This window comes from Amycolatopsis sp. NPDC051716 (assembly GCF_040681595.1).
In the GTDB taxonomy this organism is placed as follows: domain Bacteria; phylum Actinomycetota; class Actinomycetes; order Mycobacteriales; family Pseudonocardiaceae; genus Amycolatopsis.
The window spans coordinates 39840-62832 of sequence record NZ_JBFAZA010000045.1 but is presented as its reverse complement, the minus strand read 5'-3'; the positions used below and the strand labels follow the sequence as shown (position 1 = coordinate 62832).

The window sequence follows — 22993 nt, the reverse complement described above, 5'->3', positions numbered from 1 at the left end:
CAACGGATTGTTTACCAGATTTACCACAGTTACCACATTCGCAGTCCGTAGGTTCCGTAGAATCCGTACGGATCGATTGATTCCGCCGATTCGTACGGATCGAACGTCCTGCGGCGTTCTGCGCGTCACGCATTCCAAGGTCCGGTGGTCGACATGGGGAAACGAGGGCCTGCGGGGAAGCCGACCTCACTGCGGATCCTGCACGGTGACCGCAAGGACCGAATCAACGAGGCCGAGCCGGTGCCGCCTGCAGTGGAGATCGTGCCGCCGCAGTGGGTATCGGAGAAGGGACGCGGGATCTGGGACCGGCTCGCGCCAAGCATGATCGCCCGCAAGGTCCTCACCGCGTGGGACGTCGACGCGTTCGGCGTGCTGTGCGAAGCCCTGGCCCGCTACGCCGTGGCGACCACGCTCGTGAACGGGTCGGCGCTGCTGGTGCCCGGCGGCGGCGGCCTGGTGCCCAACCCCGCGCTGAAGGTTCAGGCCGACGCCGAGCGGACGTTCCTGACCTTCGCGGCGCGGTTCGGGCTGACCCCGTCGGACCGGCAGGCGATCAAGACCGAGGTGAACGCCGATGGCGGCATCTCAGGCGACGCGGGCCGCCTCCTCTCCTAAACCCCGTTCCCGCAAGACCACGCCGAAGGCGCCGCGGCTTCCGGTGTGCGGCTGGTCCTTCGACGGACGTGCCTGCCGCCAACGCGGCGACCACCTCTGCCAACAGCGCGCCGACCATGCGCAGGCGTTCGCCGAAGAGATCTGCGTGCACACCAAAGACCGGTGGGCACGCACCCCGTTCATCCTGGCCGACTGGCAGCGCGACGACATCGTCCGCCCGCTGTTCGGCGAGGTCCGCTGGGACCCCGAATGGGAGTGCTACGTCCGCCGGTACCGCTCCGGCTGGATCGAGCTGGCCCGCAAGAACGGCAAGTCCGAGCTGCTGGCGTTCGTCGCGCTGTACATGCTCGTCGGCGACGGCGTCGAGTCCGCCGAGGTCTACGGCGCCGCCCGCGACAAGGACCAAGCCCGCCTCGTCTTCAACGTCGCCGCCCGCATGGTCGCGCTGTCGCCAGTTCTGTCCAAGCGGCTGCGGGTGATCGAGCACTCCGCCCGGATCGTAGACGAGAAGACCAACTCGGTCTACCAGGTCATCGCAGCCGACGCGCTGGGCAACCTCGGCTCGAACCCCTCGTGCGTGATCTTCGACGAGGTCCTGACCCAGCCCAACGGCGACCTGTGGTCCGCGCTGCGGACCGGCATGGGCACCCGGGTGCAACCGCTGCTGCTCGCCGCCACGACGGCGGGCAACGACCCGACCAGCTTCGCCAAGTCCGAGCACGACGAGTGCGTCAAGATCGCCGAAGACCCGTCCCGCGCGCCGCACCGGTTCGTCTACCTGCGCAACCTCCCCGCCGACGCGGACCCGTGGGACGAGGCGAACTGGTACTTCTCCAACCCCGCGCTCGGCGACTTCCTCTCCCTCGAAGCGCTGCGGGAAGAGGCGCTGGAGGCGCGCAACGACCCGGCCCGGGAGAACGCGTTCCGCCAGTACCGGCTCAACCAGTGGGTGAGCCAGTCCACGCGGTGGATGCCGATGCACCTGTTCACAGCGTGCACCGGGACCGAGTTCGCCGACCCGGCCCGGCTGCGGGAGCTGGTTGCTCGCCGGCCTGCGTGGGGCGGGCTCGACCTCGCCTCCAAACTCGACCTGACCGCCTGGTGCCTCGTCGTGCCGGACGGCATCGACGGGCACGTCTCGGCGCTGTGGCGATTCTGGCTGCCCGAGGCCGGGGTGGACTTCCTCGACGAGCACACGGACCACCGGGTGTCCCAGTGGGTCGAGCAGGGCTGGATCACCACCACCCCGGGCGAGGTCATCGACTACGAGGTCATCGAATCCGACATCGCCGCCGACTGCGCCGCGCTGCGGGTCGCAGACATCAACTACGACGAGTGGAGCGGCGAACCCGTCCGGCAGCGCCTGGAACGGGTTACCCGAGTGGACATGTACCCGGTGCCGCAAACCTTCCGAGGTATGACACACGGCATGACCGAGCTCATGACACTGACCCGCTCGCGCTCCTGGTCGCACCACGGCAACCCGGTGGCGGCGTTCTGTTTCGACTCGGTGGAGGTGCGCCATCCGCCCGGCGAACCCGACCTCATCCGACCCGACAAACCCCAACGCGGCAAGACCGGCAAACGCATCGACGCGGTACCCACAGCCGCCATGGCGGTCTCCGCCTGGCGGCTGCGCGGCCAGAAACCGAAGAAGTCCGGCCAGATGATCGTCATGGGCTAGTCCAAGTCCACGCGCAAAAGCTTGCCGATGTCCGCACGCATTGCCTGTTTGAGATCCACCAAGGACAGCGCAGCGTTCTTAGATTGCAACGGGTCTTCTGAACGGGTCTCAGGAAAGGACTCTTCGCGGTCCAGCCGTTCCATCAGGTCCAACAGGCGATTCAAAGCCTCCTGGGCAAGTTGTGAAATTGAAGGGGTACCGAGCAGCTCGACTGCAGCGAAGGCTTCCCTGGCTCGCGCTTCCAGCTGTGTGCGCACGTCCTGATATGCGGGAGCGCGCCCTTGCTTCTCGAACGCGAAGAACGACCACGCCATCATCCCATCTAGCCAATGATGTGCAGAGGTGAGCGCTTCGCCGTAAACCTTTGATCGGCTTTCCAAGAGGCGTTGTTCCGCATCCCGCCTCCAAGCGTGTTCCTCTTTCGACTGCTCTCGCTCCCATTGCTTGTCATCTCGCCGCCTCGCGGCTGCCGCTGCTGTGTGGTGACCAAGCCAACCGGCAACGATCGCACCGAGCGGCGCGGCAAGCACCAATACGACACCAAGCCACGTGGGTATCTGCAGTCCCTGCATACGACAGACCGTAGTGCCAGGTCCAACTGTCGGAGGTGCCGAGATTGGCCGTTGATCTAGCCGACCTGACTCCAGAGCAGTGGATCACCCGCATCACCCGCCAGCACGATGCACAAATCCCGGAGCTGGAAACCCTCGACTCCTACTACGAGGGCGCGCAAAACCTGTCCTACATGCATCCCGAGCTGCTGCGCAGGCTTGATACCCGTGTTCGTCAGGTCGTGATCAACTGGCCCGAGCTGGTTGTGGACTCGCTGGATGAGCGTCTGGACGTGACCGGGTTCCGGCTCGGCGGCGAGCAGGCCGCCGACCGAGAGCTATGGAACATCTGGCGCGCGAACCGGCTTGGGCTGCACTCCGAACAAGCGCACATTGACGCGCTGGCGCTCGGCCGGTCCTTCGCGATCGTCGGCACCAATGAGAAGGACCCCAGCACGCCGCTGGTGACGGTCGAATCGCCGTTCGACGTCCACGTCGACATCGACCCGCGCACCCGCGACGTGCGGGCCGCGCTCAAACGGCAGTTCTCCGAGGACGGCGACGGGGACCTGTCGGAGGCTTACGCCACGCTGTACCTGCCGAACGAGACCATCTGGTACTCCTCCGACAACGGAGGCGGAGTCTGGGAGGAGACAGACCGCGACGAGCACGGCATGGGTGCCGTCCCCGTCGTCCCACTGGTCAACCGGCCTCGCACACGGCGACGCCGCTACGCACCGCCGCGGCTTGGGCGCTCCGAGCTGGCGAGCATCCTGCCGTTGTCGGATGCGGCCTGCAAGATCGCCACCGACATGATGGTTAGTGCCGAGTTCCACGCGATGCCACGCCGGTACGCGCTCGGGTTCGACAAGGACGACTTCGTCGATAGCAAGGGCAACCCGCTCACTCCCTGGCAGGCTGTCGCCGGCGTGCTCTGGGCGTCGTCGAAGTCGCCGAAGGACGACGGGGCCGCGGTCGGGCAGTTCCCCGAAGCTGACCTGTCGAACTTCCACAACACCCTCAACGCCCTGGCCCGCCTCGTCGCCAGCCTGTCCGGGCTGCCGCCGCACTTCCTCGGCTACTCCACGGAAAACCCAGCCTCGGCGGAAGGAATCCGGTCGTCGGAGTCCCGGCACATCAAGCGCGCCGAGCGGCGCCAGCGCTCGTTCGGCGACGGCTGGGAGCGCGTAGTGCAGCGCGTCTTTCACGTCCGGGACGGGCGGGTACCGGACGAGGCGCTACGGGTCGAAACCCAGTGGGTCGACCCGGCGACGCCGACGTTCGCCGCGCAGGCGGACGGCGTGGTCAAGCTGTACTCGGCGGACAAGCTGCTGCCGCGCCGCTCCGCTCGCCGTGCCCTCGGCTACTCCGATGCGCAGATCCGCGATATGGAGACCGAGGACCAGCAGGCGTACAGCCGCGTGACCGGCGGCGACCTCGCCGCCGAGTACGGCCCGAAGCCCGAAGGCGACCCGGCCGAGTTGCCCCAGCAGGAGCCGCAGGTCCCCGAGCAGCAGCAGGAGCGGCCGAGCGTGCTTGCCGGGTCGCGGCTGCGTCCGGCGCTGGCCGTGCAGTTCCGCGAACCGGCGAACACGCCGTGACCGTGACGATGACACGAGCGGATCGGGCGTACTACGTCGCGCAGCAGCGCATCGTCCGCGATGCCACCGACACCGCGCAATCGGCGTGGTCCGCCCTCGACCCGGCCGACTTGACCGGGTCGTGGGCGGAGGCCCGACCGGTGATTGTGGACGCGGTCGAGCAGGCCCAGGCCGACGCTGTCGTACTGGCACCTCGCTACATCGCGGGGACGCTCGCCGCGGCTCATGCAGTGTCGCGTCCGCTCGGCGAGCTGGCAACTGCCGCTTTCGTTGGCCGGGCGACCAACGGCCTTCCTCTCTCGTCCCTGATGGACTTCGCGTTCTCCTACTACCGGCGCGCGCTCGCCCTGCACGCTCCGCCTTCGGAAGCGAAGGCGATGGGGCTGGCGCGGCTGCTGCGCTACACCTCTACCGAGGTCGCCGATTCCGGTCGGCTCTCCGTGCACGTGGGCAGCGTGCTCGAACCAGAGGTAGCCGGGTACGAGCGAGTGGTGCACTTGCCCGCCTGCGGGCGGTGCATCCAGCTCGCCGGACGGCTCTACCGCTACAGCACCGGCTTCCTGCGCCATCCCCGGTGCGACTGCTCGATGAAGCCGGTCACCCGCGACCAGTGGCATACCCAGCGACCGGCCAACACCCCGGCCGCGCTGTTCGCCGCCATGACCCGCGCGCAGCAGGACCAGGCGTTCGGACCGGGCGGCGCTGAGGCGATCCGGGCCGGGGCCGACCTGTCCCGCGTCGTCAACGCCCGCCGCAAGGGCTCCGTGTACGTCGCGGGAGGCCGGGAGTACACCCGCGATTCCACGACCGCGCGCGGCGTCGGCCGCCAGCTCGGACAGGTCAACCGCAAGCGCGGACAGCGCTACAGGCGTTCGAGCACGGCAAGGCCGACGCCTGCCCAGCTCGTCAACGCCGCGCGGGATGAGAATGAACTGGTGAACCAGCTGCGCCGGTTCGGCTACATCACCGATCGGACCAATTAGTCCAGTCCTGGACTAATTGGTACTGTACCGATTTGATCGCTTTTTTTAAAACCGGGTTTCCCGTTTAAACGGGAAACCATCCGTTTTTTGAGACCAGCATCGACGCTGCCAAGCATCCCCGCGCCGAACGTGCACATCGCGGCCAACATCCAGATGACCTGCCACAACGTCAGCCCGCCGTTGCCTCCGGCGGCGACCTGAGCACCGACTGAGCATGCGCCAAGCACTGCCGCAGCAACCTGCGTCCGGGTGGGCTTGGCATTCATGGGCTCAGTTTCTCACAACGCCTTTCACGGCATCCCGCAACACTGCACGAGGACAGGTTGTGACCGATACCCACATCCCCGCTGATACAGGCTCTACTCCGCAGACGGCGTCGGGCCCGGCCGCGTCCGATACCGGCCCGGCCTCGCCCGAGACCGGGCAAACCGGCACCCCGCCGGAGGCCGGACAGACCGCTGAGGTGGACTACAAAGCCCTGTTCGAGCAGGCACAGGCCAAGCTGAGCAAGGCCGAGAAGTCCGCCAAGGAGCACAAGACCAAGGCGGCCAAGCTCGACGCGATCGAGGCCGAGCAGCAGACCGACGCCGAGAAGGCCGCCCAGCGCGCCGAGTCGGCCGAGAAGCAGGTAGCTGTGCTGCGGCGCCGGGCGGTGGACGCGGAGATCCGCGCCGCCGCATCCGGCTGGGCAGATCCCACCGACGCGCCTCGCTACCTCGACGACCGCGACCGCTACGTCAACACCGACGGAGAGATCGACACCGCGACCATCGCGGCCGACCTCGCCATGGTGCTGCTCGCGCGCCCACACCTCGCCCGGACCGGCGAACAGTCCGGCCCTCGCCGGCCTGCGCCCGACCCGTCGCAGGGCGCCCGCCAGTCCGGCCCGGCAGGCTACGACTCGCAAATCGCCGACGCGGAGAAGCGCGGCGACTGGGCAACCGCCATCACGCTCAAGAACCAGCGGCTTGCCGAACAGGCCACCCAGCAGCGTCCCTAGCCAGAAAGGCACCGGCTGTCACCCGTCGCGCAGGACGGCGGCTCTTACGCGTTCGATCCGGGGGCCTGCGTGTGTTCGGTCCATTTGGTTCCGTCCCACCATCGCCGGATCTGCGGCGCGTTCGGATCCTGATACCAGCCCGGCGGCGGCCCCTGCGGTACCGGCTGCGGAGGCGGAGGAGGTGGCGCCTGCTGAATGCTCACCGGAGCTGGGTATGCGTTGCCCTGCGGGCTGTCCCCGCTGTCGTGAAGGCTCAGCTTGTGCCCACATGCCCGGCAGCTAGGCGTGAACGCTTGAACCGCTGCCACGGTGCCGACTGTGGCGACGTTCGCCCACAGCTTGCCCTGCCTGCGCCCGAACTCAGCCACTCCTGAGTTTGTGCACCGCTTGCAGTTGTTGCACCCGGTCTGAACCCGTCGAGACATCGTCAACTCCCCACCCTCGTGGTCGAAAGATCGGGATCGCTGCCCTGCGCGTTACGCGCAGGTCCTTGCCGATGTCGTTCGCTCGGCACCGTCTTTCCCTACCCGTCAACGATCTTGGAGGCTTCATGCCCGGTGTGGCCGCAATCGCCAACACCTACAACAGTCCGAACTTCGTCGGCGAACTGTTCGCCCTCACCCCGACCGACACCCCGTTCCTGTCCGCCATCGGCGGCCTGACCGGCGGCAAGCGCGCCAACGCCGTCGTGCACACCTGGCAGGTCTACGACCTGCGCGCACCGGACGCCAACCGGCAGCGCGCCGAAGGCGCCGACGCACCGAACCCGGACACCCGGGTCCGGGGCACCGACCGCAACGTCCTGGAGATCCACCAGGAGACCATCGGCGTCACCTACACCCGCCAGGCCACGCAGCAGATGTTCGCCGCCACCGGCAGCGCGAACCCCAACGCCGCCTCGATCGGCGGCACCAACCCGGTCGTCAACGAGATGGACTGGCAGACCCGTCAGGCGCTGATCCAGATCGGGCGGGACGTCGAGACCGGGTTCATCATCGGCACGTTCCAGGAGCCGACCGACAACTCCAAGGTCCGCAAGACGCGCGGGATCCTGGAGGCCACCAAGACCAACGTCATCACCAACGCCACGGCGGCCGCGCTGACCGAGGCGATGGTGCTGGACCTGCTGCAGAAGGTCTGGACGAACGGCGGCATCCAGGTTTCCGAGACGGCCACGCTGATGTGCGGAGCCTGGCAGAAGCGGATGCTCACCGCGGAGTTCATCACGAAGAAGAACTACCGCGAGCAGACCCGCAACGTGGCGGGCGTGTCCGTGACGACGATCGAAACGGACTTCGGCACGCTCAACGTGATGCTCAACCGCTACATGCCCGCCGACACGGTCGAAGTGGTGTCCCTGGACCAGTGCGCGCCGGTGCTGCTCGAGACGCCGGGCAAGGGGTTCCTGTTCTCCGAACCGCTGGCCAAGACCGGCTCGGCGGACAAGGCGCAGATCTACGGGGAGATCGGGCTGGAGTACGGGCCGGAGAATGCCCACGGCAAGATCTCCGGCCTGACCACCGGCCCGGCGGGGAGTGGTAGCTGATGAAGTTCACCAGCACGAAGTACCCCGAGCTGGTCGTGCACGACCTTTGCGTGACCTTCGTCGACGGCGAAGCCGAGGTCACCGACAAGGCCACCTCCGACGCGCTCAAGGCCCTGCCGCCAGAGATCGGCGTCCGTGCCGCAGGCGGACGTCCACCGAAGACACCGGACGACAACTAGGCTGCTGCGCATCTACGGCCTCCGACCCCAGAACGCACGGACGACCTCGGCAAACGCTTTGAGCCCCTCAGCACCACGCTTCTTGGCGATGTAGGCGCAAACAGGCAGAGACGCGATGAAACACACAGCCACACAGCAAATGGCAATGCCGGGGATCGCCAACACCGAACTCACGGAACGCCTCCAGTAGTCGATCTGCGCGAGGGGCCCGGAGCCCTCGAAGATCGATCTGGTCGTTGTGAGTAGGTGTTCAGTTATCGGTGCTGCTCTCCTCCGCCTCGATGCTCACCCGTCCGGGGTGGGTTCGCACCGACCCGGGGCATCTCCGGGGTGCCGCTAGCGGTTGGTTTTCGATTTGCGCCGCTTGGCTGGATTGTCGAGCCAGCTGAAAACGCACACCGATCGTACCAACAGCACGCGGAGGTGCGGTCATGGCTTCGTCCTCGCCGCTGGCCACCGTCACCGACGTGCAGGCGCGCACAGACGCCCAGCTCAGCCCGGAGCAGGAAGCGCGGGTGGCGGTGTTGATCGCCGACGCGTCGGCGCTCGCCCGGCAACGGGTGCCAGATCTGCCAGACCCGCCACCGGCTACGACGCCGGGAGTCATCTGTACGGCCGTCCTGCGGGCGCTGGCGTCACCGGCGGACGGCAACACGTCCGAGACCGTGGGCGGGCACTCCCGGACCGCCGCGCACGCCGGGGGCGGCCTGTACCTCACCGATGACGAGCTGGACCTGTTGCGCCCGCCGGTGCCTGCGCCTCGCGCAACTTTCACAATCTGGACCGTGTGAGGGGTGAACGCCCATGCGCCTCCCGCACCTCCTGACCGTCGTGTCTCCAGTCGCGACGACCGATGAGTACGGAAACCCAGTTCCGAGGCTGACCTACGGCCCCGACGCGCCCCGCCGGATCGTGCCCGGTCTCGTGCAGCCGGGCAGCTCGACCGAACCGGCCGTACCCGGTCGCCAACCAGTGGTCACCAGTTGGCGCGCGTTCACCGCCGAGCCGGTCACCGCCCGCGAACGGATCGAGTGGGACAGCCGGACGTTCGAGGTCACAGGCGAACCGGCACGCTGGTCACCCCGATTCGGCTACGTCCACTACGAGCTCACGCTGACCCATGTGGAGGGCTGAATCGTGGCTCTGGAACGGGTGAGCATCGACTACACCGAGGTGGCGGAGATCCTGCGTTCGGCCGAGTTCGAGCAGGAGATCCGGGCCGCAGCCGAGAAGGTCGCCGACGTCGCGCGGGCATCTGGGCACGTGGTGACCTCCGGCGAGCCGCTGCCGATCGACGTCTACTCCGACCCCAACACCGACCGGGTCGGCTGGACCGTCGCCATCAGGCACCCCGCCGGTCTCGGGATGGAAGCGCGGTACGGCGTGCTCAAGCGCGCGGCGGAGGCCGGCGGGCTCTCAGTCGGCGGAGGCGTCGACCCGGACGTCGAGACGTGACCGGCCGCGTACCTGTGCCGGTCGACGTCGCCGAGCTGGTCGTGCACCGCCTCCGTGGCCTGCTCGGCGACCAGGCCGAACAGGTGCAGGTCTCGACCGAGACCGGCGCCGGGCCGGACGGCGGGCCGCCCACATTGCCGTGGCTGCTCGTCGCCGAGGACGGGCACACCTGGCAGTGGCCCGCTGTGCAGCGGGCCGTCGTCCGGCTGACCGTCTGGCACCGCAGCCCGTACTCGTCGAAGGCTCTGGCCGCGCTCGCGCTCGGCCTGCTCTGCGCACCCGGACCGCCGGGACCGATCATCCGAGCTGAACCGATCGCCGGGCCGCTGGCCGGGATCGATCCGCACACGGCCGCACCGCTGGCCACCTGCGCTGCCGCAGTCTTCGCGCGCACCCCAAACACTTGAGGTTTCCCTGACATGGCAATGAATTCCGCGCTCGTGCGCGTACCTGGCACCGGAGAGGTGTCTCTCGCGGCCGCCGACACCCCCGAACCACCCGACGCCACTACGCCGCTCGCAGCGGCCTGGACCGGGCTAGGACTGACCACCCCGGACGGCACAACGCTGGCCCGCAAGGTCGAGAAGGAAGGCACGGAGCACTGGCAGCAGCTCACTCCGGCCCGCTACATCTACAAGTCCCTGGAGCTGACAGTGGCGTCGGCGTTCCAGGAGACCAAGGGCGAAGTCCTCTCCGCCTACTTCGGCGGCATGAAGTTCACGACCGTCGGCACCGGCACACCGAAAAACTACCGCGCCGAGATCAGCTCTATCCCCAAGAGCGACGTCCGGGCGCTGTGCGTGGACTGGACCGACGTCGTCTCCGACACCGAGATCTACAGCCACCGCCTGTACCTGCCCCGCGCCGAGGTCTCCGAGACCCAGGACGCCCAGTTCTCCCGCACCCAGGAAGCACGCTGGGGCCTCACCTTCTCCGCGCTCACCCCGCCCAAGGGAAAGACGTTCATCGCGGTCTGGCTGACCAACGACCCCGCTGTCCTTTTCGGCGCCCCGTCCATCACGTCCAGCGGCCTGGACATCATCGCCGACGAGGCACCGACCGCCAGCGACTGACCCGCGTCGCACTCGACTAGCGCGATCGGTAACGCTCGATGGCGGCGTGAATGACGTCCGCTGGCGCATAGTGGGCGTCGAGGTCCATCGAGGCCACGACGGACACCACCTGGGTGATCCGTTTCTCGTGGTCGGGGTGCTGCTGCCAGTACTGGGCGGGCAGTTCGAGGACGGCCTTCAGGAGGTCGCCGGGGTAGAAGTCGCCTTCGGCGAGCGGGTTGTCGTCGAGCACGTCCAGCGCATATGGGACGAGTGCGTCGATGCCGACCTGCTGGCTCAGCAGGACGCGCAGATCCTCGGCATCCAGCTGCCCGACTGGCTTGCGGCGCAGCCCGTGCACCGTCGTGATCAGCCGGGAGGCGTCTGCGGGCGGGTCGCCCCACGGGTTGCCTTCCAGCTGTTCCAGCGTCTGAGTTCCGTCATTGGTCATGTTCGTTGCCACAGGTCGCTCTCGTTCGGGCCGGGTTTCCCGGGTTAGCCTCGTGGTACCCATTGTTCGCTGTAGTCCAGCAGTTTGCTCGCCTCGGAAAGCTCGTTCTCGATGCCCGGGCGATCCGCAGGTGACAACCGGGAATCGTCGAGCATCCGCTTGAGCTTGTTGACCTGGTTCAGCAAGCCTTGCTGCGCCTCTTTGACTTCCTTGACGTGATCCCAGGGCGTGCCACCGCTCTTGCGGGCGACGACCTCGCCGTTGAGCTCGCGCCGGGCGGCGTCGAGATCCCGGTCAGTCAGGTGCTCCTTGAGCCGGTCGGTCTTCGTCGGCTGCGTCGGGTTCGACCGCGGCTTCACGACCTCGACATGATCGTCGGTGGCCGCATGACGGGCCAGGTCACCTCCTGAGGTGACGATCATGGCTCCGCCGACGGCGATTCCGGCTGCGGACACCACGTTGGCCGGGACGCCGATGATGGCGCCAACGCCGGTGGCGTCGAGCATGAGCCCACCGGCTTCGCCCGCCGCGCTGATCTGGGTGAGGGCTACGCCGCCGACCATGGCGGCGGTGTCGATGGGGTGCTGGAGCATGGCGTTGCCGAAGGAGGCCAGGCCGTTGAGGGCGTGGGCGCCGAAGGACTGCGCGAAGTCGCCGACGTCGTCGAGCCAGCTGGACTGCTGCGGTGCGTCCCCGGCTTCGGCGTTGAGCATGCCCGAGATCGAGTCGCCCGCCTCGTTCAGCTGTGTCCGGGCGCGGTTGAGCGTGTCACGCGCGGCCTGGCGCGAGGGTTCTCCGGTGTCGGTGAACGGTGGCGGCGGCTGGCCGTGCGCGGCCGCGTCGGCTGCGGCCTTCTCGTATCCAGCCTTCGCCTGCTGGGTGGCGGCCTGGCCCTTGTCCCAGAGCGCGACGGCTTCACCGGCCTGACTCTGGGCCCAGCGCAAGGTGGTCGCGTAGTCCTCCAGCAGCGACGCGCCGCGGTGCATGGCGTCGGACGCGTCGTACCACTTGTTCGGCTCGTAACTGAACTTGTCGTGGAACTCCCGGGCGGCCGGTCCGTCCCAGGAGCCGGTGTCGATTGCCCGCAGTCCCTCGGCCGCCTGCTCGGCCTCATCACCGCGCGCCTGCAGGACCCGGATGTTCTCCTCGATCGCCTCCGGATTGCCGGGTACTAGCGCTCTCGGGTCGGTGGTTTCGCCGAGTTCAGCCATCGTTGACTGCCTGCTCGCCCGGGTCGACCTTAAGGGAACCGGCGGCGGCCGCGTCGGCGGCGCGGTATGCCTGGGCGGCGCGGCCGAGTACGTCGCCGATGGCGCCAGCGTCCTCGGTCAGGGTGTCGAGGCCGTCGCTCCAGCGGACGCTGAAGTTCATCAGGGCGTCGTGGATGCCGCCGTGGCCGTAGAGCTGGGTGTCACCGCAGAGCCCCCGCAACGCGAAGTTTGCCTGGTCAGACACGCTGCGGTGAATGCCGGACGCCGCTCCCTCCATCTTCTCGACGTCGACATGAAAACCAGGCCCATCCACGCGGGGCTCCCTCCAAGCCGTAGCGACACGATGTCAATCCGTGACCCTACGGGAACCCAGAACGCCCGATCAACGCCCGAACCCGAGTTAAGGAGTACTACTCACGATGGCTACTCGTCAGCGCGCCGAAGCGGTCGGCAAACCCGCTTCGCCGTCCACCGGCCTGACCGTGCACTGGCGCGGCACACGCTTCACCCTCCCGCGCGCCGAAGACTTCCCGCTCGAAGCTCTCGAAGCTGAAGAGGACGGCAAGCACCTCACCGCACTGAAGCTGATTCTCGGCCCCGACCAGTACACGACGTGGCGCGGCCTGGCGTCGACGGCCGCCGACGCCGAGGAGTTCTCGGCTGCTGTGATGAAGGAGCTGGGCCGGGGAAACCCGTAACGGTCGCCCTGCTCCTCGCTGACGAGGCGACCGCCGAAGCGCTCGAAACCGATCTGTTGCGGTATGGGGTCGACCTGCTCGACCTCTACCGCGGCTTCCTCTCCTACCGGCGTGTCTGCGCTCTGGTCACGCACCTGCCCGACGACGCGGCGGTCTGGCGGATACACGATCCGCACGGCGCGATGACCCGCGAAGGGCTCGTGCTGGCCACGATCGAACGGCGAGTCACCGTGCTCTGGGCAACGGTGGCCGTGGCGCTGGGCCAGGACGTCACCGACGAGCAGCTGTCCGGGCCGCTCGACACGTGGGCACCGTCCTCACGCGGCACGGATATCCCGTCGAGCAGCACCCCCGCCCATGACGGCGCCGAGCTGAAGTCGTTGCGCGAGATCGCGCTGTGGATGCGCGGCGACTGATTCCCGTCCGGGTGGTGAACGCCCGTGACCTCGGTCGCCCACGCCTACCTCAAGATCATGCCCTCACTGCAGGGCCTCGGGCGTCACCTACGCGACCAGGTCCGGGAGGCCGAGGGACAGGCCCCGAAGGTCAGCCTGTCGGCGGATCTGAAAACCGCGCTGCTGCGCGAGCAGCTGCGCGCGGCTGCCCGCGAGGGTGATCAGACCGCTATCCGGTTGCTGGCCGAGCTGGACGCGGAACCGGCCGAAACCCGGTTTGCCGCGCTGAAGCGCCGCCTCGACGGCCAGAACATCTCACTCAAGGTCGTGCTCGACAAGTCAGTCGGCGCGAGCATCCACGGGCTATCGCAAGTGGATTCCGGGATGCAGAAGCTGACCGGAACCCTGGCCAAGCACACGGGCGCGGTCGGCGTGGCCACGTTGAAGTACGGGGCGCTGGCGGCCGGAGCCGGGCAGGCCGTGACCGCTCTTGGCGGGCTCGGGTCCGTCGCGGCCACCACGTCGGGGTCCCTGCTGGCGGTTCCGGCGGCCGGGCTCGCGGCCGTGGCGATCATGCAGACGCTCAAGCTCGGAGTGTCCGGCTTCTCCGACGCGCTCAAGGAGAGCGACCCGCAGAAGTACGCCGAGGCGATCAAGGACTTTCCGCCTGCGATGGCGGCGGCCGCGAACGCGGTCCGCGCGCTGCGTCCGGAGTTCACGAGCCTGCGGCAAGAGGTGCAGCAGCGGCTGTTCACCGGCCTGGCCTCGGAGATCACCGTGCTGGCCGGGACGTATCTGCCGCTGCTGCGTCACGGGCTCGGCGGGATCTCCGATGGGCTCAACGCCGGCGCTCTCGGCTTCGCCGCGTTCGCCCGCGAAGGACGCACGGTCTCCGACGTCGGTTCGATCCTGGGCAGCACCTCGGAAACCATGCACGAGCTCGCGCGGGCTGTGCAGCCGTTCCTTCAAGGCTTGCGGGATATCGCGGCCGTGGGGGCGGAGTTCCTGCCCGGCTTCGGCGCTGGCCTGGCCGACGGCGCGCAGAAGTTCGCGGACTTCATCGCGTCCGCCCGTGAGTCCGGGCAGTTGCGGGAATGGCTCTCGGCCGGGCTGTCGGCGGTCGGGGATCTGGTCACGATCCTGAAGAACCTGGGCCAGGTCGTGTTCGCGGTGTTCTCCGCTGCCAGCACCGGCGGCGCTGGCCTGCTGTCCACCTTGGTCACGATCACCGGGCAGATCGCAGCGTTCGTCAACTCCGCTCAAGGCGCGACCGCGCTGGTGCAGATCTTCGACGGCCTGCACGCGGTCACCACCGGGCTGCTGCCGATCCTGGTCGCTCTGGGCCAGGCCATCGTCACGTCGATCGCCCCGGCGATCAGCCAGCTAGGCCCGATGATCGGGTCCGCGTTCGCCGCACTGGCGCCTGCTATCGCTCCGCTGGGCCAGGTGCTCGGCGCGCTGGCACCGGTACTCGGCGCAGCGGCGCAAGCCCTGGCGGCCGTTCTGGTTCCGGCAGCCGCCGCGCTCGCTCCCATCGTGGCCGCGCTGGCGCCGGTGGTCGCGGATCTGGTCGGCCAGCTCGGCGGCGCCCTCGGCGGCGCGATCACGACCCTGACGCCGACGCTTGTCCAGCTGGCGCAGACGCTGGCCCCGCTGATCTCCGGATTCGGTGGGCTGCTGGTGCAAGCCCTTCAGCTCGCGGCGCCCGCGCTCGCGCAGCTGATGACGGCGATCGGTCCGCTGGTCGGCCAGCTTGGCGGCGCGCTGATCCAAGCGCTGTCTGCTGTCATGCCTTTGATTTCCGCGCTGTCCGGGCTGTTCACCTCGGTGCTGCTCGCAGCCCTGCAGGCGGTCATGCCGGTGCTGCCCGTGATCGTGCAGGTCATCCAGCAACTCGCCGGCGTCATTGGCGCCGCGCTGCAGACGGCCACGCCGGTGCTGTCGCAGGTCGGTGCGCTGCTCGGGCAGATCGCGGGTCAGATCCTCTCGGCGCTGCTGCCGGTGATTCCGCCGCTGGCCGGGGCGTTCCTCTCGATCGTTACCGCGCTGCTGCCGATCCTTCCCCCGATCCTGCAGCTGGTGTCGGCGCTGCTGCCGCCGCTGCTCGGGCTGATCACGTCGCTGCTGCCGATCATCGTGCAGGCGGCGGGGCTGTTCGCGTCGCTGGTGTCGGCGATCGCGCCGCTGATTACCCAGATCGCTCAGCTCCTGATCCCGATCATTCAGACCCTGTTCGACTTCGTGCAACCGATCTTCACCGCGATCGTCGCGGTGATTTCCGGCGCCATGCAGGTCATCCAGGGCGTGATTGACGTCGTCATGGGTCTGATCACCGGCGACTGGGACAAAGCCTGGTCCGGCATCAAGAACATTCTCGGCGGGATCTGGAACATCATCAAAGGCGTTGTCGCCGACGGGATCGGCGGCTTGCTGGGGTTCTTCGTCAGTCTGCCTGGCCGCATCCTCGGTGCCCTGGGCAACCTCGGCGGGCTACTGCTGGACGCGGGCAAGAACATCATCCGGGGTCTGGTCGACGGCATCGGCGCCGGATTCGGCTGGGTGAAAGACAAACTCGGCCAGCTCACGAACTGGATCACTTCGTGGAAGGGCCCGCCCGCCCGGGACAAGGTCCTGCTCTCGGGCAACGGCCGCCTCATCATGAACGGCCTGCTGGCCGGGCTGCAGGACGGTGAGCCCCAGATCCGCGACTACCTCACCGGCTTGACCGACGCCCTGCCGCTCGACGTGAACGGCACGGTCACCACCACGGGCGCCCCGCCCGGTGCGGCCGTCGCCGGGCAGGCCGCCCGCATCCCGGCTGCGGCCGGGTTGTCACCGTCCTCAATGGACCCCGCTCGTGGCGGGGTGACGGTCGTCATCGATGGCACCGGGCTGCCTCGGGCGCTGGCCGAGTGGCTGCGTCACGCCGTCCGCACCGAAGGCGGCGGATCCGTTCAGGCCGCCTTCGGCCGATAGCATAGGAGAACTGTTTGGAGTTTCCCGACCGGTTGACGGCACGGGTGGAGATGGCGTTCGGTGCGCTGCCCGGCACCAACCGGGCGACCTGGCTTTGGACCGACGTCACGGCGGATCTTCCGCCGCAGACGATCCAGATCGCCAGGGGTCGCCAGGACGAGATGGCCCAGGTCCAGCCCTCCATCACGAGCCTGTATCTGGACAACACCAGCGGCAACTACACCCCAGGCAAAGCGGAGTCGGTGTACTACCCGAACGTCGTGCTCGGCACCCCGATGCGGATCTGGGTCGACCTGCCGCCCGAGTTCGACATCCCGGGTGTGATCGACGAGTTCCAGCGCAACGTCACTACCGGTTGGGCCAACGCCGACACCGGGCAACGCTGGATCACCGACCGCCCGGCCAGTTACTCGGTGGGCGGGCTCACGGCGAAGATCGCGCAGACCGGCACCGAGACAGGTCGCAAGGCCCAGTACATCCCGGAGGTCTACGGCGACGTCGACGTCACGGTGTCCCTGCAGGCGTCCCAGGTGTCTGCTACTGGCCGGGTGGTCATCGCCGCTCTGGCCTACCGCTGGGCCGACCGGGATCACGCCTACTTCGTCGAGGCGTTCTTCGCCGCGAACGGCACCGTCACGCTCGGCCTGGCCCACGGCCCGACCGTCATTCAAGCCCCGGTCGCGACCGGTCTCACCTACGCGGCAGCAACGCCGTTCTGGGTACGGGCGCGCGCGATTGGCAACCGGCAGCAGGTCAAGATCTGGGCTACCGGCGCCGAACCGGCGGCGTGGCTGATCGACGTCAGCAGCGCCGCTGTCCCCAATGCCTCACCCCTGGGCGGGATCGGGCTGGCGATCTCCGGTGACCCCACCGGAGCACCAGCGGTGCGCTTCGACCACCTGTCCGCCCGGCACATCGAGCCGCGCTGGACCGGGTACGTCAGCGAGTGGGCGCCGCACTGGCCCTACGGCGACCTCTCCGGCCCCGGCCCCACCGACCTCGGTGCGGCCCGGGTCACGGTGGCCGGGGCGGGGATCCTGCGTCGGCTGGGCCAGGGCGCGGCCCCGGTGCAGTCGGCGTTGCGGCGGGAAATGCTGAACAACCCGGCCCGTCGTCCGCTGGGGTATTGGCCGGGGGAAGACGCTGCCGGGGCCACGACGTTGGCGTCGGCGACCGGTGGGCGGCCGATGACCTACAGCGCGGGTACCGCGCTGGGCGCGTTCAACGAGATCGTCTCTACCGCGCCGCTTCCGGTGCTGCACAACAGCTCGCTGCGCGCGGACCTGACCGAGGCCGAGTTCCCCGCCACCGGGCAGTGCCGGTTCGTCGCGCTGGCGCACGTCCCCAAGGCCGGAGTCGGCGCTGGGGCGGCCCGGTCGTTCTGGGTGCTGCACACCACCGGCACCACGTTCAACTGGTTCGTCGACATCACCGCCGCAGGTGGGCTTCAGCTCGTCGTGACCGACAAGACCGACGCGGTGATCTTCGACTCGGGCGAGATCGCGTTCAACCTCAACGGCAAATCCATGATCGTGTCGCTGTGGTTGCAGCAGCAGGGCCCGGATATCGCGTGGCAGCTGTCCGGGTTCGAGGCCAGCCAGACCGTGCCCGGCGTGTTCTCCGGGGTGCTCAAGGCCAACACGTTCATCCGCGCGTCGTTCGTGGTGCTCGGGTTCCTGAACCAGGTCAACGATGTCGCGATCGGGCACGTGGCGCTGTTCAACGTCCCCGGCTTCTACGACGCCACCATCATCGCCGCGCTGCGCGGCTGGGACGGCGAAACCGCGGGCAAGCGGGTACAACGCCTGGCCGCCGACGAACAGATCCCGATCGCCGTCGTCGGCGACCCGGCCACCACCCGGCCAATGGGCCCGCAGGCAGCCGGGACACTCCTGCAGCTGCTACGCGAATGCGCCGACGCCGACGGCGGAGTCCTCTACGAGTCGCGTTCGACCGGCGGTCTGGAGTTCCGGACCCGCGTGTCCATGCTGGATCAAACCTCGGTGCTGACATTGGACGCGGACAACGGGCCCGGCGACATCGTCAACCCGTTCACGCCGATCCTGGACGACCAGGGCGCCCGCAACGACATGACCGTGTCCCGCCGGGGCGGCTCGTCAGCCCGGGTCACCGACGCTGCCGACATCGCTCGGCGGGGCCGCTACGACGAACAGATCACCCTCAACGTCTCCCGCGATGACCAGCTACCCGACATCGCGGCGTGGCTGGTCAAGTTGGGGACCTGGCCGGGAATGCGGTACCCGACCGTGAGCCCCGCGCTCAACACCAACGCGGACCTTCTCGCGCGGTGGCGGCTGCTCGACCTGGGCGACCGCATCTCCATCCTCGGCCTGCCACCACAGCACCCATCCGGCACAGTCGACCTACTCGCCCAGGGCTACGTGGAGACGATCCAGCCGCACCGGTGGGACGCCGTGATCAACGGCAGTCCGGCGGGACCGTGGGTCAGCACCACCCTCACCAGCGCGGCAACGACCGCAGATCTACCGGACACACCCGCGTCCGACGACGACTCGGATATCCGACCGGCCGACCCGAACGCGCCGAGGCGCGCGGGCCCACCGGTTCAGCAAACACGCGGAGCCGCCGGTGACTCCTGAGTGGCTGACCGCCCTCGCTGCCACCCTCGGCCCGGTCGCTGGCGTACTCACCGGCCTGGTTGCTGCCCGCCGAGCCGTGCGAACCGCAAAGGCGAGCACCGACGCGCAGGCCCTGGCCGCGCTGCACAGCGGCTATCAAGCCCTGCTCGACGACCGCGCCACCCACACCCGCGACGTCCTCGCGGAACTCACCGCCGTCAAAGCGGAACTGATCGCCGTGCGCCAGGAGAACGCGCGGCTGCTGCTCGAAGTCGGCGCCCTGCGCGCCCAGATGGGACATTCACCCGAAGGACCGAACCACTCTTGACCGACTACGGCATCGACGTCTCGCACTGGAACTCCGTCGCCGACTGGCAGGCGATCCGGGGCAACGGCATCAGCTTCTGCTCGTTCAAGCTCACCGAGAGCACCACCTACACCGACACCACCAGCGCCGCCCGCATCGGCCCGGCCCGCGCAGCCGGGATCGCACCGGGCGGCTACCACTTTGCCCGGCCCGGCGACATCGGCGGGCAGGTCGCGCACTTCGCCGGGCAGCTCCGCGCCGGCGGTCTGCTCGGCGGCGGCTCGCTCGCGCCGATGCTCGACATGGAAGCCGCGGAACTGCGGCCCGGCGCGAACGGATTCATCGCCGACTTCATCGGCCAGCTGCGCGCGGCCACCGGGATCCGGAAGGTCCTGGTGTACGCGAACCTCGACTGGTTCACCCACGTCCTCGACCCAAGCCGCTGGGTCGACGACGACGTACTGCTGTGGATCGCCCGCTACAACGGCGACCCCGGCAATCCCGGGTGGAGCCACCCGCATCTCGCTGTGCACCAGCACACCCAGAAGGGCAGCGTTCCCGGTGTCGCGGGCAACGTGGACCGCAACGCCACCGTGGGCTCGTGGTCGCTGGCCAACCTCACCGTGGACGGCTCCGCCCCCGTACCGGCTCCGCCGACACCTGCACCGCCCCCGCCTACCGGCGGCGGGACCTACACCGTCCACTCCGGCGACACGCTCTCCGGCATCGCCGCGAAGTTCGGGACCACCGTGGCCGTGCTGGTCGGGCTCAACGGCATCGCCAACCCGAACCTGATCTACGCCGGGCAGACGCTCCGGCTCCCCGGCGGCGCCACCAGCGGTGGCCGCCGCTACCAGGTCCGATCGGGAGACACGCTCTCCGCCATCGCCGCGAAGTTCGGCACCACCGTGGGCGCCCTCGCCGCCCGGAACCACATCGCCAACCCGAACCGGATCTACGCGGGCCAGTGGCTCGACATCCCGTAGACCCAGTGGGCGCGCTGATGCTGCTCGCCATCGTCGGGGGCTGGCTCTGCTTGAAAGCCGCCCGCGCGTTCGTCCGCGCCTATCAGTTCCTCGACACCCTGCCGCCACGGCAACCTCGCACCACAGAAGGAAAATCCATGTCTCGTTACCCGCTGCGCATCGCCGGTTCGATCGTCGGCGCGCTCACCGCCGTCGTGTCCGGCCTCGTCGGCTCCGGCCTGTTCACCACCGACCAGGGCAACGCCGTCACCGGCATCATCACCGGCCTGGTCACCCTGCTCGCCACGTTCGGCGTCGTCGTCTCCACCGAGCACAAGGTCACCCCGCTGGCCGACCCCCGCAACCGGCAGGGCCAGCCGCTCACACCCGCTGAAACCGCCGGAGAGGACCTGACCGGGGATGCCGGTAGCTGGGAGGCCGACCGTGGCTGAACCGGCCGCCGCTACGGCGATCACCGACCCGGCCTCCGTGCTCACCCCGGCCCAGCTGCAGGCTGCCAGGGCTGCGGCGGCCACGGCGCCGCCGTTCAGCCAGGCCCAGCGTGACCGGCTCGCCTGCATCTTCGGCCCGACCGTGAGCCGCGTCTTCCGAGACCGGACAGGCGGCTGACAGCACGTGGCCCCGGCACCTTCACTAGGTGCCGGGGCCACGCTCTCGTCACATTCTCAGCTGACCTCGCTCAGCAGCTCCTCCTCCTCGAACGGTTCGTCGTCTACGCCCGGGAGGGCGGCCGGTGCGCCGAGCCACGTCAACAAGATGTCGTCCGGGTTGAACGGCACGCGCCCGCCCTTGCTCGGCAGCAACCTCGGAGCCACCACCGCCCGCAGGACTTCCCGCTGCTGCGACAGCGACAACCCAGCCCACACCGTCCTCGCATCGGCTCCGAGAAGTTCCGCGACCACCGGCGATACCCCGATCTGGCGAACGCGCTCTTCGGCTGTCTCGATCTGCGGCAACAGTCTCGCCTCGATCCGGGCAAGCCGGTCCGGCGAGATCCCGCCGTTGGCGGCCGAGTCGGTGAACCCGTCCAACCGAGCACGCAGCTCACGCGCCGTCGACACGGCCTTCGTCAGCTCGTCGGCCTGGTCCTCGTAGCGGAACAGCTCCCGCCCGTCCTCGGACTCCAACCGGGTCAGCACCGCCTCGACCACATAGGCGTCCGTGCGCTCCATGTCCCGCGCGAGATGCCCGGACGGGCACCGATATCCCGGACGCGCTCGCGACTGCGGAGTTGACCGGGTCGCCTGCTCGCAGCGCCCGCACCGCAGGATCCCGCTCAGCAGGTACTTGACCCGCGTCCCATCCCGCACGTTGCTCCGGCTCGGGTCGCCCAGGCGAGCCACGATCAGCGCCCGCTTGCGATCGCTGATGATCGGCTCCCAGGTGCCCTTGCCGATGATCTCGCCCCGGAACACCCGCAACCCGGCCAGGACCGGGCTGAGCGCGATGTTGCGGACCTTCGACACGTTCCACTGGCCCAGCAGCGGATGCACCCACTGTTCCCGGTTCAGCTGTTGCGCGACCTGCGACGGGCTGTCCTTCCGCACCCGGACCAGCGCCTCATACGCCGCTTCCTGCAGCTCGGCGGACAGCGAGTCGAGCAGCTTCGCCCAGCCGACTGCGTCCTTCGACAGGTGCACCAGCTTCTTGACGTGATCCGCCCGCCACATGTGTCCCCGGGCGCACGGCACTCCTGCCTCGTTCAGCTCCCGGACCAGGGTCGACTCGTTGCCGTCCGCGATCAGCCGGTCCACAATCGCCTCAGCGATCGGTGCCGTCTCCGGGTCAATCAGTCGGTCGGCCTCACCGGTCCGCTGGTCGTAGACGACCTGATAGCCGTAGCCGACCGGTCCGGCCCATAGCCCTTCCAGCGCGCGGGCCTCGACACCTCGGCGGACCCGTTTGCGGATCTTCTCCGATTCCCGCTCCGCGTCCACCGCGTCCTCGGCGGTGTCGATCCGGTCGTCCGGATCGTTCATGTCATAGATCCGGTCGTCGTAGGCCCAGTAGCCGCCGACCTTCTCCAGGATCTCGCGCAGCCGGGCGAACATCGACAGGTTGCGCTGAGCCCGGGAGTTCTCCCAGGTCCAGAGCAGATTCGCCCGCCCGGTCGACAGCAGGCGCAGGGCCTCGTTGTAGTCCTGCCGCTCCTCGGTCGCGTACCGCGACGCCGAGAGGTTGTTGTCCACCAGGACCGCGACCACGGTGATGCCGTTGTCCTTGCAGAACTTGCGGCCGACCGCGATCTGTGTCGCCACCGCGACCTTCCGAGCTTTCGTCTCGTTCGACGCTCTGGCGTAGATCACCGCGCGCAGCGGCGGAAGCTCCCCGGTGATCGTCCTCGCCAGCCGCCGGTTCAGTGCCTTACCCACGAACAAACCCCCAGCACCTCGCTGGGCGGTGGTCGCCATTGGACCCCATGATGTGCACGCCGAGTCTAGCCGACAAGACACGCCGCACAGGGCGATAAGTGGCGTGCTGGACCTGCGTTTCCGCAGGTCCAGCGCCATGATCTACTACTTGGGTTCCGTTCATGGGTTTGGGAACCTAAGTTGAAATTCCGCTAAGGCCGCCTTGGGTGCGTTCAACGCAACCAAGGCCACATTGGGGCGCTCGGGGACCGGGCCGCTGTCACTGAACTTCGGACGCGCGACACTAGCCGAGTCGCTCGCCCGACCGCCCCACCCAGCCGGCCGTCCCACC

At 68.5% G+C, this 22993-nt stretch carries 27 protein-coding genes; 20 read left to right on the top strand and 7 right to left on the bottom strand.

All coding sequences use genetic code 11. The features are described 5' to 3' along the window. Positions 1–153: 153 nt before the first annotated feature. Positions 154–615, top strand: coding sequence for a phage terminase small subunit P27 family (locus tag AB0M30_RS41175; RefSeq protein WP_364596141.1), 462 nt, complete (start codon positions 154–156; stop codon positions 613–615). Then, on the top strand, positions 575–2299 hold the full coding sequence (locus tag AB0M30_RS41170) for a terminase TerL endonuclease subunit (protein ID WP_364596138.1): 1725 nt from the start codon (positions 575–577) through the stop codon (positions 2297–2299). Before AB0M30_RS41175 ends, AB0M30_RS41170 begins: the two co-directional genes overlap by 41 nt. Here AB0M30_RS41170 and AB0M30_RS41165 read toward each other — a convergent pair. Further along, positions 2296–2871, bottom strand: a complete 576-nt coding sequence (locus AB0M30_RS41165) for a hypothetical protein (RefSeq protein WP_364596135.1) — start codon at positions 2869–2871, stop codon at positions 2296–2298. The two genes, AB0M30_RS41170 and AB0M30_RS41165, sit on opposite strands and share 4 nt — an antisense overlap. Before the next feature lie 44 nt (positions 2872–2915). Between AB0M30_RS41165 and AB0M30_RS41160 the strand changes: the two genes are divergently transcribed. Further along, positions 2916–4451 carry a phage portal protein gene (locus AB0M30_RS41160; protein WP_364596132.1) on the top strand — a complete coding sequence of 512 codons (1536 nt, stop codon included), beginning with the start codon at positions 2916–2918 and terminating at the stop codon, positions 4449–4451. Then, the gene (locus AB0M30_RS41155; RefSeq protein ID WP_364596129.1) at positions 4448–5434 is read left to right on the top strand and encodes a hypothetical protein; all 987 of its coding nucleotides are present in this window, start codon (positions 4448–4450) and stop codon (positions 5432–5434) included. The genes AB0M30_RS41160 and AB0M30_RS41155 overlap by 4 nt, the downstream gene beginning before the upstream one ends. Here AB0M30_RS41155 and AB0M30_RS41150 read toward each other — a convergent pair. Next, complete coding sequence (locus tag AB0M30_RS41150) at positions 5431–5700, bottom strand: hypothetical protein (protein ID WP_364596126.1); 270 nt, start codon at positions 5698–5700, stop codon at positions 5431–5433. The two genes, AB0M30_RS41155 and AB0M30_RS41150, sit on opposite strands and share 4 nt — an antisense overlap. A 59-nt stretch (positions 5701–5759) precedes the next feature. Here AB0M30_RS41150 and AB0M30_RS41145 point away from each other — a divergent pair, with 59 nt between their 5' ends. Further along, positions 5760–6434, top strand: a complete 675-nt coding sequence (locus AB0M30_RS41145) for a hypothetical protein (RefSeq protein ID WP_364596123.1) — start codon at positions 5760–5762, stop codon at positions 6432–6434. Positions 6435–6478: 44 nt separating this feature from the next. On the opposite strand, the gene AB0M30_RS41140 is transcribed toward AB0M30_RS41145, so the two are convergent. Next, on the bottom strand, positions 6479–6859 hold the full coding sequence (locus AB0M30_RS41140) for a DUF2510 domain-containing protein (protein ID WP_364596120.1): 381 nt from the start codon (positions 6857–6859) through the stop codon (positions 6479–6481). Between the two features lie 125 nt (positions 6860–6984). On the opposite strand from AB0M30_RS41140, the gene AB0M30_RS41135 reads away from it, so the two are divergent. The 7 genes from AB0M30_RS41135 to AB0M30_RS41105 all read left to right on the top strand — a co-directional run bounded on the left by AB0M30_RS41135 (position 6985) and on the right by AB0M30_RS41105 (position 10687). Next, entirely contained in the window at positions 6985–7980 is a 996-nt protein-coding gene (locus AB0M30_RS41135) for a DUF5309 family protein (RefSeq protein WP_364596117.1), read from the top strand. Further along, positions 7980–8159, top strand: coding sequence for a hypothetical protein (locus AB0M30_RS41130; RefSeq protein ID WP_364596114.1), 180 nt, complete (start codon positions 7980–7982; stop codon positions 8157–8159). The genes AB0M30_RS41135 and AB0M30_RS41130 overlap by 1 nt, the downstream gene beginning before the upstream one ends. Positions 8160–8590: 431 nt before the next feature. Further along, positions 8591–8950 carry a hypothetical protein gene (locus AB0M30_RS41125; protein ID WP_364596111.1) on the top strand — a complete coding sequence of 120 codons (360 nt, stop codon included), beginning with the start codon at positions 8591–8593 and terminating at the stop codon, positions 8948–8950. 13 nt (positions 8951–8963) lie between these two features. Continuing rightward, on the top strand, positions 8964–9293 hold the full coding sequence (locus AB0M30_RS41120) for a hypothetical protein (protein ID WP_364596108.1): 330 nt from the start codon (positions 8964–8966) through the stop codon (positions 9291–9293). Between the two features lie 3 nt (positions 9294–9296). Beyond that, positions 9297–9614, top strand: a complete 318-nt coding sequence (locus AB0M30_RS41115) for a hypothetical protein (RefSeq protein WP_364596105.1) — start codon at positions 9297–9299, stop codon at positions 9612–9614. Beyond that, positions 9611–10021, top strand: coding sequence for a hypothetical protein (locus AB0M30_RS41110; protein WP_364596102.1), 411 nt, complete (start codon positions 9611–9613; stop codon positions 10019–10021). Before AB0M30_RS41115 ends, AB0M30_RS41110 begins: the two co-directional genes overlap by 4 nt. Before the next feature lie 12 nt (positions 10022–10033). Next, positions 10034–10687, top strand: coding sequence for a hypothetical protein (locus AB0M30_RS41105; protein WP_364596099.1), 654 nt, complete (start codon positions 10034–10036; stop codon positions 10685–10687). A gap of 16 nt (positions 10688–10703) precedes the next feature. Here the strand turns inward: AB0M30_RS41105 and AB0M30_RS41100 are convergent, their stop codons facing one another. From AB0M30_RS41100 to AB0M30_RS41090, 3 genes are read right to left on the bottom strand one after another with little or no spacing between them, the layout of a single operon-like run. Then, positions 10704–11129 carry a contact-dependent growth inhibition system immunity protein gene (locus tag AB0M30_RS41100; RefSeq protein WP_364596096.1) on the bottom strand — a complete coding sequence of 142 codons (426 nt, stop codon included), beginning with the start codon at positions 11127–11129 and terminating at the stop codon, positions 10704–10706. Positions 11130–11161: 32 nt separating this feature from the next. Continuing rightward, complete coding sequence (locus AB0M30_RS41095; protein ID WP_364596093.1) at positions 11162–12328, bottom strand: putative T7SS-secreted protein; 1167 nt, start codon at positions 12326–12328, stop codon at positions 11162–11164. Next, entirely contained in the window at positions 12321–12641 is a 321-nt protein-coding gene (locus AB0M30_RS41090) for a hypothetical protein (protein WP_364596090.1), read from the bottom strand. Before AB0M30_RS41090 ends, AB0M30_RS41095 begins: the two co-directional genes overlap by 8 nt. A 106-nt stretch (positions 12642–12747) precedes the next feature. On the opposite strand from AB0M30_RS41090, the gene AB0M30_RS41085 reads away from it, so the two are divergent. From AB0M30_RS41085 to AB0M30_RS41050, 8 genes are all read left to right on the top strand, one after another. Then, on the top strand, positions 12748–13026 hold the full coding sequence (locus AB0M30_RS41085) for a hypothetical protein (protein ID WP_364596087.1): 279 nt from the start codon (positions 12748–12750) through the stop codon (positions 13024–13026). A gap of 56 nt (positions 13027–13082) precedes the next feature. Further along, positions 13083–13442: a hypothetical protein gene (locus AB0M30_RS41080; protein WP_364596084.1), complete on the top strand. Its 360-nt coding sequence runs from the start codon at positions 13083–13085 to the stop codon at positions 13440–13442. Positions 13443–13466: 24 nt separating this feature from the next. Continuing rightward, complete coding sequence (locus AB0M30_RS41075; protein ID WP_364596081.1) at positions 13467–16397, top strand: hypothetical protein; 2931 nt, start codon at positions 13467–13469, stop codon at positions 16395–16397. A 14-nt stretch (positions 16398–16411) separates the two neighbouring features. After that, positions 16412–19018 (top strand): hypothetical protein, encoded by a 2607-nt coding sequence (locus AB0M30_RS41070; protein ID WP_364596078.1) that lies wholly within the window; start codon positions 16412–16414, stop codon positions 19016–19018. 76 nt (positions 19019–19094) lie between these two features. Further along, positions 19095–19325 carry a hypothetical protein gene (locus tag AB0M30_RS41065; RefSeq protein WP_364596075.1) on the top strand — a complete coding sequence of 77 codons (231 nt, stop codon included), beginning with the start codon at positions 19095–19097 and terminating at the stop codon, positions 19323–19325. Next, positions 19322–20290, top strand: coding sequence for a LysM peptidoglycan-binding domain-containing protein (locus tag AB0M30_RS41060; RefSeq protein WP_364596072.1), 969 nt, complete (start codon positions 19322–19324; stop codon positions 20288–20290). Before AB0M30_RS41065 ends, AB0M30_RS41060 begins: the two co-directional genes overlap by 4 nt. Positions 20291–20295: 5 nt before the next feature. Further along, positions 20296–20721, top strand: a complete 426-nt coding sequence (locus AB0M30_RS41055; protein WP_364596069.1) for a hypothetical protein — start codon at positions 20296–20298, stop codon at positions 20719–20721. Further along, a complete protein-coding gene (locus AB0M30_RS41050; RefSeq protein WP_364596066.1) occupies positions 20714–20899 on the top strand; it encodes a hypothetical protein in 186 nt (61 codons plus the stop codon). The genes AB0M30_RS41055 and AB0M30_RS41050 overlap by 8 nt, the downstream gene beginning before the upstream one ends. 56 nt (positions 20900–20955) lie before the next feature. On the opposite strand, the gene AB0M30_RS41045 is transcribed toward AB0M30_RS41050, so the two are convergent. Then, on the bottom strand, positions 20956–22662 hold the full coding sequence (locus AB0M30_RS41045) for a recombinase family protein (RefSeq protein WP_364596063.1): 1707 nt from the start codon (positions 22660–22662) through the stop codon (positions 20956–20958). Between the last annotated feature and the right edge of the window lie 331 nt (positions 22663–22993).